4 protein-coding genes are annotated in these 5,259 nt (G+C 39.2%); all 4 read right to left on the bottom strand.

The annotated features are described in order from the left end of the window. Nucleotide 1: 1 nt before the first annotated feature. Nucleotides 2-1,132 carry a DUF6396 domain-containing protein gene (locus HMPREF1051_RS07050; RefSeq protein ID WP_036492382.1) on the bottom strand — a complete coding sequence of 377 codons (1,131 nt, stop codon included), beginning with the start codon at nucleotides 1,130-1,132 and terminating at the stop codon, nucleotides 2-4. A gap of 191 nt (nucleotides 1,133-1,323) precedes the next feature. After that, nucleotides 1,324-2,064: a hypothetical protein gene (locus HMPREF1051_RS07045; protein ID WP_036492381.1), complete on the bottom strand. Its 741-nt coding sequence runs from the start codon at nucleotides 2,062-2,064 to the stop codon at nucleotides 1,324-1,326. 19 nt (nucleotides 2,065-2,083) lie between these two features. Beyond that, the gene (locus HMPREF1051_RS07040; protein WP_003766363.1) at nucleotides 2,084-4,411 is read right to left on the bottom strand and encodes a hypothetical protein; all 2,328 of its coding nucleotides are present in this window, start codon (nucleotides 4,409-4,411) and stop codon (nucleotides 2,084-2,086) included. A 70-nt stretch (nucleotides 4,412-4,481) separates the two neighbouring features. Then, nucleotides 4,482-5,259 (bottom strand): DUF2345 domain-containing protein (locus HMPREF1051_RS15240; RefSeq protein WP_003766359.1); only part of this gene is annotated, 778 nt, incomplete at its 5' end.

Below are 5,259 nucleotides of genomic sequence, written 5' to 3'. Positions count from 1 at the left end.
TTTACTTGGGCAGCCCGGTATTCGGATCCAATCCTGCCTGCTGTGCCAAGCTGCGCACCAGTTCATCGGATGGTTTTGCCGGAGCAGGACCTTCTACAAAACGTTGGATGGCAATCTTACCATCCCAACTCGGCAGTTTTGCCGGGGGTAATGGGACAATTTCGTCTAGATCGTGAACGTTGAGTTCGGGTTTGAGATGTGCATGAGTTACAAGAAATTCACGAATAATTTTATATCGGCGTGAACGTTCTTTATCTTCAGGAATATCCCATTGTTTATAACGACTTTTAAGATTATCACTATAAAAAGCCATTCTAGTTATATGCGCTGAAGAAGTTTCCCCTGCCTTAGCTCCCTGATGTGCATAAAACACCGCTTTGTTATATGCCCCATGAACAGAAAATGCCGCAGTCATTGATTTGGCCGCATTTGCATCAGGATATATTTGCTCTGCTGCACATTGATGCATAGCATCACTAATTTTCAGTCTATACTGTTTACTTTCTTTATCCACAACTTTCATCAACAATTCACCTACCTCGTACTGCGCCTTGGCATTCCCCAAATCTGCAGCCTTGCGTAAATAAATTATTGCATCATCAGGGTCATGTTTAGGACCGTAACCGACATCAATATAAAGCGACCACCAATAATGTGCACTGGCGGGTAGGATTTTCATTAGCTTCTCGTTCCAATAAATACCCTCACCACGACGTTCGCGGGTTTCGATATTGATGTCTTTACTTTTCAGCAAGATTTCCTGCAAAGTCAGGTTTGCCTGCCAATGTCCGTTAGCGGCGGCAATACGGTAATACGGCAGATAACGGTCAAGTACGCCCGGTTTAGGCAGCCAACGGTTTTTAAAATCGTGGTAAAGGGCGTAGCGATATAGTTGATCTGCTTCCTGTGGCAAAGAAGGAAACTGTTCTTTGACACAGGTAAATTCTAAGTTCTTGAGTTTGGAATGTTTGTAAGAAGATGAACCCAAAACTTGCTTGCCCACGTCTGTTTGAGGATTTCTGACAATATCCATCGCAGACCTTGCCAGTTCCCTACCGACATCGCATGCGGTAAGCAATGGCATACTCACCAATATAGTAGATAAAAGTGACGATATATGTTTGTTCTTCATTGTTTTTTTTATTGAAATAGCGTGTGTTTGGTTCAAATCATATGGGAGACAATTCCAACGTTGGTATTCAAAGGTCGTCTGAAAACTTTCAGACGACCTTGATAGATGTTCAGCTTCAACCCAATCTACGATTGCTAGTCCTGCAAACAAAAGGGAAAGGATAAGTTGAGTTTCAAACAATCTGATGATATTTAATCAATAACATCATTATTATATTCTAAACGGCATGTTTGTTTTTCTTTATCTCCATCAAACCAGAAACGAAAATAATAGGGAGAATAATCTGGAGCATTACCTAATTCATATTCTGGATTAGGGCTTTCAAAAAGGTAATTTGGAATATTTTTAAATACCTCAATATGGGCAGAAGAACCATCTAATAATTTAATCTCAAACAATTTATTATCAGAAGAAACGTAAACTGCACCAACTTTTTTCATTGAGATAGGATTCTTACTTTTACTACTTAATGAATATGCATTTAATACTAGATATTCTGATTTCAAATCTTGAATATTCATATTTTTTGACTTAATGAGCTGCTGAATTTCTTTGTATGTATCTTTCCAATACTCCAGTTCGTGTATATATCCATCAGATATACTTCTGAATTGAATAGATGTCCTATCTGTAGGATACGTAACATCTTTAACTCTTTTACCTTTTTCATCTTTACATTCAATCCACTCTGCATCCGTAGCATTTAGTAAGTCTAGAATACGATCCTGAGCAAAATCTGAAAGAATATTTTCACTTTTTGTTACTTTATTGATTGGAATTAATAGATTAGTATCAGGCATCTGTTGTCTGTTTTCTAAAACGGTATCAGTACGTTTCTCCTGCGCTCGGTTCTTTTGCCCATCATGTTCGGACTGAGTGCAAGCAATACAAAATAAAAAACAACAAGATAATATAGTTTGTTTAATTCTCATAATTTACCCCTTTGGAATATTATCGACCCGTTACAGACCAATGAGGATCATCCCCTCCTGGTTTACTTGCTTTGGTATCAAAATGAAAAACTTTGTAGGTTTTACCTACTTCGATCATGTCTCTTTTTGATTTAATTACTACTGGTTGACCTGAAGCATTTTTAACCGTTTTACCGATTCCAAACCAAGGAGACAGGGTCATATCTATTGCCAGTCCTTTCTGATGATTGGAACTAAAGGGCTTTGCGACCTTATTCTTTAGCCTGTAAGCTGCTTTCATTTTTTGTGCATTGGCACGGGCCAGTCGAATATTGCCGCCACATGTCCAATCAATATTAACATCTTCAGCATTGGCTGCCTGTTTATAGTCCTTAAAACGAGGAATTTTCATTGGATCGGCCCTACCAAGAGAAATTGCATTAGCATAATACATAAGATAAGACCGCTGTGGCGGACGCATGACCGAATTGATACTGACTGAAACTCCAGCCTCTTTCAATGCCGCCAAGAATAACTTAACGTTAGATTTAAAGGGCTCCCTTAAATCTTCAAATCTCGCATTATCTGGGAATTTTTTAACCCATTCTACCCCACTTGGTAATTGACCTTCTCTTTGCTTTTTATCAGCTTCAGATTTTTTCTCATTCCCTACCACAGTTAACGGTTTCCCGTTCTTCTCAGTATGAGTATTCATCTGCTTGATCGGTTCAGATTGTCTGGGCTTTTCTGGCTGCTTGGATGCCTGTTTGTCTGTCTGTTTGTCTGTCTGTTTGGATGGCTGCTTATGCGGTTTGTTTTGTGCAGTATTATTTTTTGGCTTCAATACTTGTTCTACAACACTCGAAGCAGCCTGTGTTACCATTTCTGCCACTGCTGTTATTGAATTTGTTCCTAAAGCACCCTGTGCATTTTGTATTGCTTTCTGATTAACAGTAATCTGCCTAATCGAGACAGATTGCAGACATCGTAAGTGTAAAAGTGGTTTACCTTTATTTCCAAACCCATATACGAAACCGACTAAGGCCTTTACTTTTAAACGGCCTTCATGATCAGTTTTTTTGCTTTTTTCTCTTTGCCTATAAAATATACTGAATTCTGTATTGGAAACAGCTTTCCCTTTGGTATCTACAACCGTAATTGTAAACGTGTGTACAGGAAGCGAAACCTTCACTACTGTATCACGTAGACTTTCCGTAACTGTAAATGACTTGATCGGCTGGAGATTACCTTCTCCTGCCATACAAACCTGAATAGTTTGTCCTATTTCCGCAATAATATTTTCTTTAACTCCTTCTGTATTTGTAATGTGTTGTTTGGGCTTCCCTTTGTACACCAAAGTGAATTTCACATTACTTATTGGTTTTTTGGTATCTCCTTCTAAAAGGCTGAGATGGAAGTTGACATCTTTAGACGCATTATTTTCCGCATCTGAAGAAGGCTGTTGTGGCTGCTGTTCCATTTCATCTTGTTTTTTAGGCTCGGGAGTGCCTTTTGCAGCCAATGGTGCAGAAACTTTCATATCTGAAGCTATGATCTTATATGGCTGTACCTGATCCGCTTTTTGAGAAATTGTCTCACTTTTGCGACCATCAATTTCTAAAATGATTTCAGCGCCGGGATGTCTGACTATAACGGGCAGCTCCCCATCTTTATCAGTTTTATGGGTAACTTCAAATTTGCTATTTAAATGCTTTCCATTATAGGAAGAAAAAATTTTAACCGTCTTATCTTTTAGAACGAGACCATCAGCATCTTGCAGTTTTACCCGGATTTTACGTTTACAACAGGTTTCCAAGTCGTAACCAGCAAATAAATCGAGATATTCGCTGATATGTGTTTTGTTACCATCAAACTCGCTGTGTCGTTTTCCTGTTTTTTTATCAATTTTGTAATTTCCAGGCATATCTAAAAAAGATGCTAAACCACCAGAGCCAACTAGATGGCAGCCGGCAATACAACCTGATTCGGTAATTTCTATCCCCTTAACAATTTTTCCATAATACTCATTAAACCCCCATACTCGTAATCTTTTACACCATAAATCGATAGTTAAATTGATTGCTGCTATTTGAATTTCACGAGATGACCTAAATGCTTCTTCTGATACTGCTCCATTTTTTCCTGTCCAGCTCCCCTCTTCTGTATTATAACCTATATCAATTAGAGCCTTTTTTCCATACTGGAACAAACCAATATATCCTCGTTTATTAATTTTATGAATAGCTTCTCTGTTTGCTAAATCATTCTGATTTAAATCAGCAGAACTTTCGCGCCTGGCTAACGCATAGATAAAACCTTTTCTATCAGAAGGATAGGATATGTCATATACAGCCTTATTTTTTCTCATAATTAATTTCCTAAATAAGCATTCTTAATAATAAATTTAATATTTCCCTAAAACAGTATTTTTAAGTATATTAATTTCCGAATTGGTTGTAATCTTCCAATAAATTATCCTCGACGACTTCTTCTGTCTCAGATATTTCTTCACAATCATGATCTTCTTCATCACAGGCACAACAGTGATCTTCATGTTCTGTCTCATTATCTGGGATTAGTGCCCATTTTTGCTCTTTGGTCAGCTTACCTATCACAGAAATTTCGATTTCATCTTTCGAATCCCCATAAAATCTTGATGTTCTACCTTTTTCATCAAGCACTTCAATCCGCTCGGAATTTTGACTTCTATTAATGACTTGATAACTAATGCCTGCAGTTAAAAAATCTGGCGTAAATATGCTACTAAAATCAAAACGTCTACTAAACAAACCAGTCTGAGGAAGCAATGGCATTCGTGTATTTATACCATTCGGCCCCGTCACCTCCATCGGCGCCTTCACCCGCACCAACTTCGGACTCCCGATCTCAACCTCCCCGTTACTCAGCTTGATATACGCCCCTTTGCAGGTAATCAGAATCTCTTCCTTCGCCGCAATGGTGATTTTTCCTGCGCTACTGGTTAACGTTGCGTCCTTCAGCGCATTCAACTGCAGCTCGTCATTCTGTGCCTGCACTTCCACTTTGCCCTGATTGGCCTGCACCTTGATGCCGCTGCTTTGCGCAAACAGGTTGAGGCTTTCTGCCGCATGGGCGGTCAGGCTTTGACCAGCGGTGATGTCGGTATGGTTGCCGCTGACGAGATGGATGTTTTCATTGGCGGTGTGCAGTTGGCTTTGCTGGGTTGCGGTGGCGATG

The sequence above is a fragment of the Neisseria sicca VK64 genome (assembly GCF_000260655.1).
In the GTDB taxonomy this organism is placed as follows: domain Bacteria; phylum Pseudomonadota; class Gammaproteobacteria; order Burkholderiales; family Neisseriaceae; genus Neisseria; species Neisseria sicca_B.
Note: the sequence above shows the minus strand (reverse complement) of the source record. Positions and strands in the feature narration are given on the sequence as shown.

Coding starts and splice junctions, on each gene's coding strand:
- HMPREF1051_RS07050 (WP_036492382.1), bottom strand. CDS start 1,132: ATGAAGAACAAACATATATCGTCACTTTTATCTACTATATTGGTGAGT.
- HMPREF1051_RS07040 (WP_003766363.1), bottom strand. CDS start 4,411: ATGAGAAAAAATAAGGCTGTATATGACATATCCTATCCTTCTGATAGA.
- HMPREF1051_RS07045 (WP_036492381.1), bottom strand. CDS start 2,064: ATGAGAATTAAACAAACTATATTATCTTGTTGTTTTTTATTTTGTATT.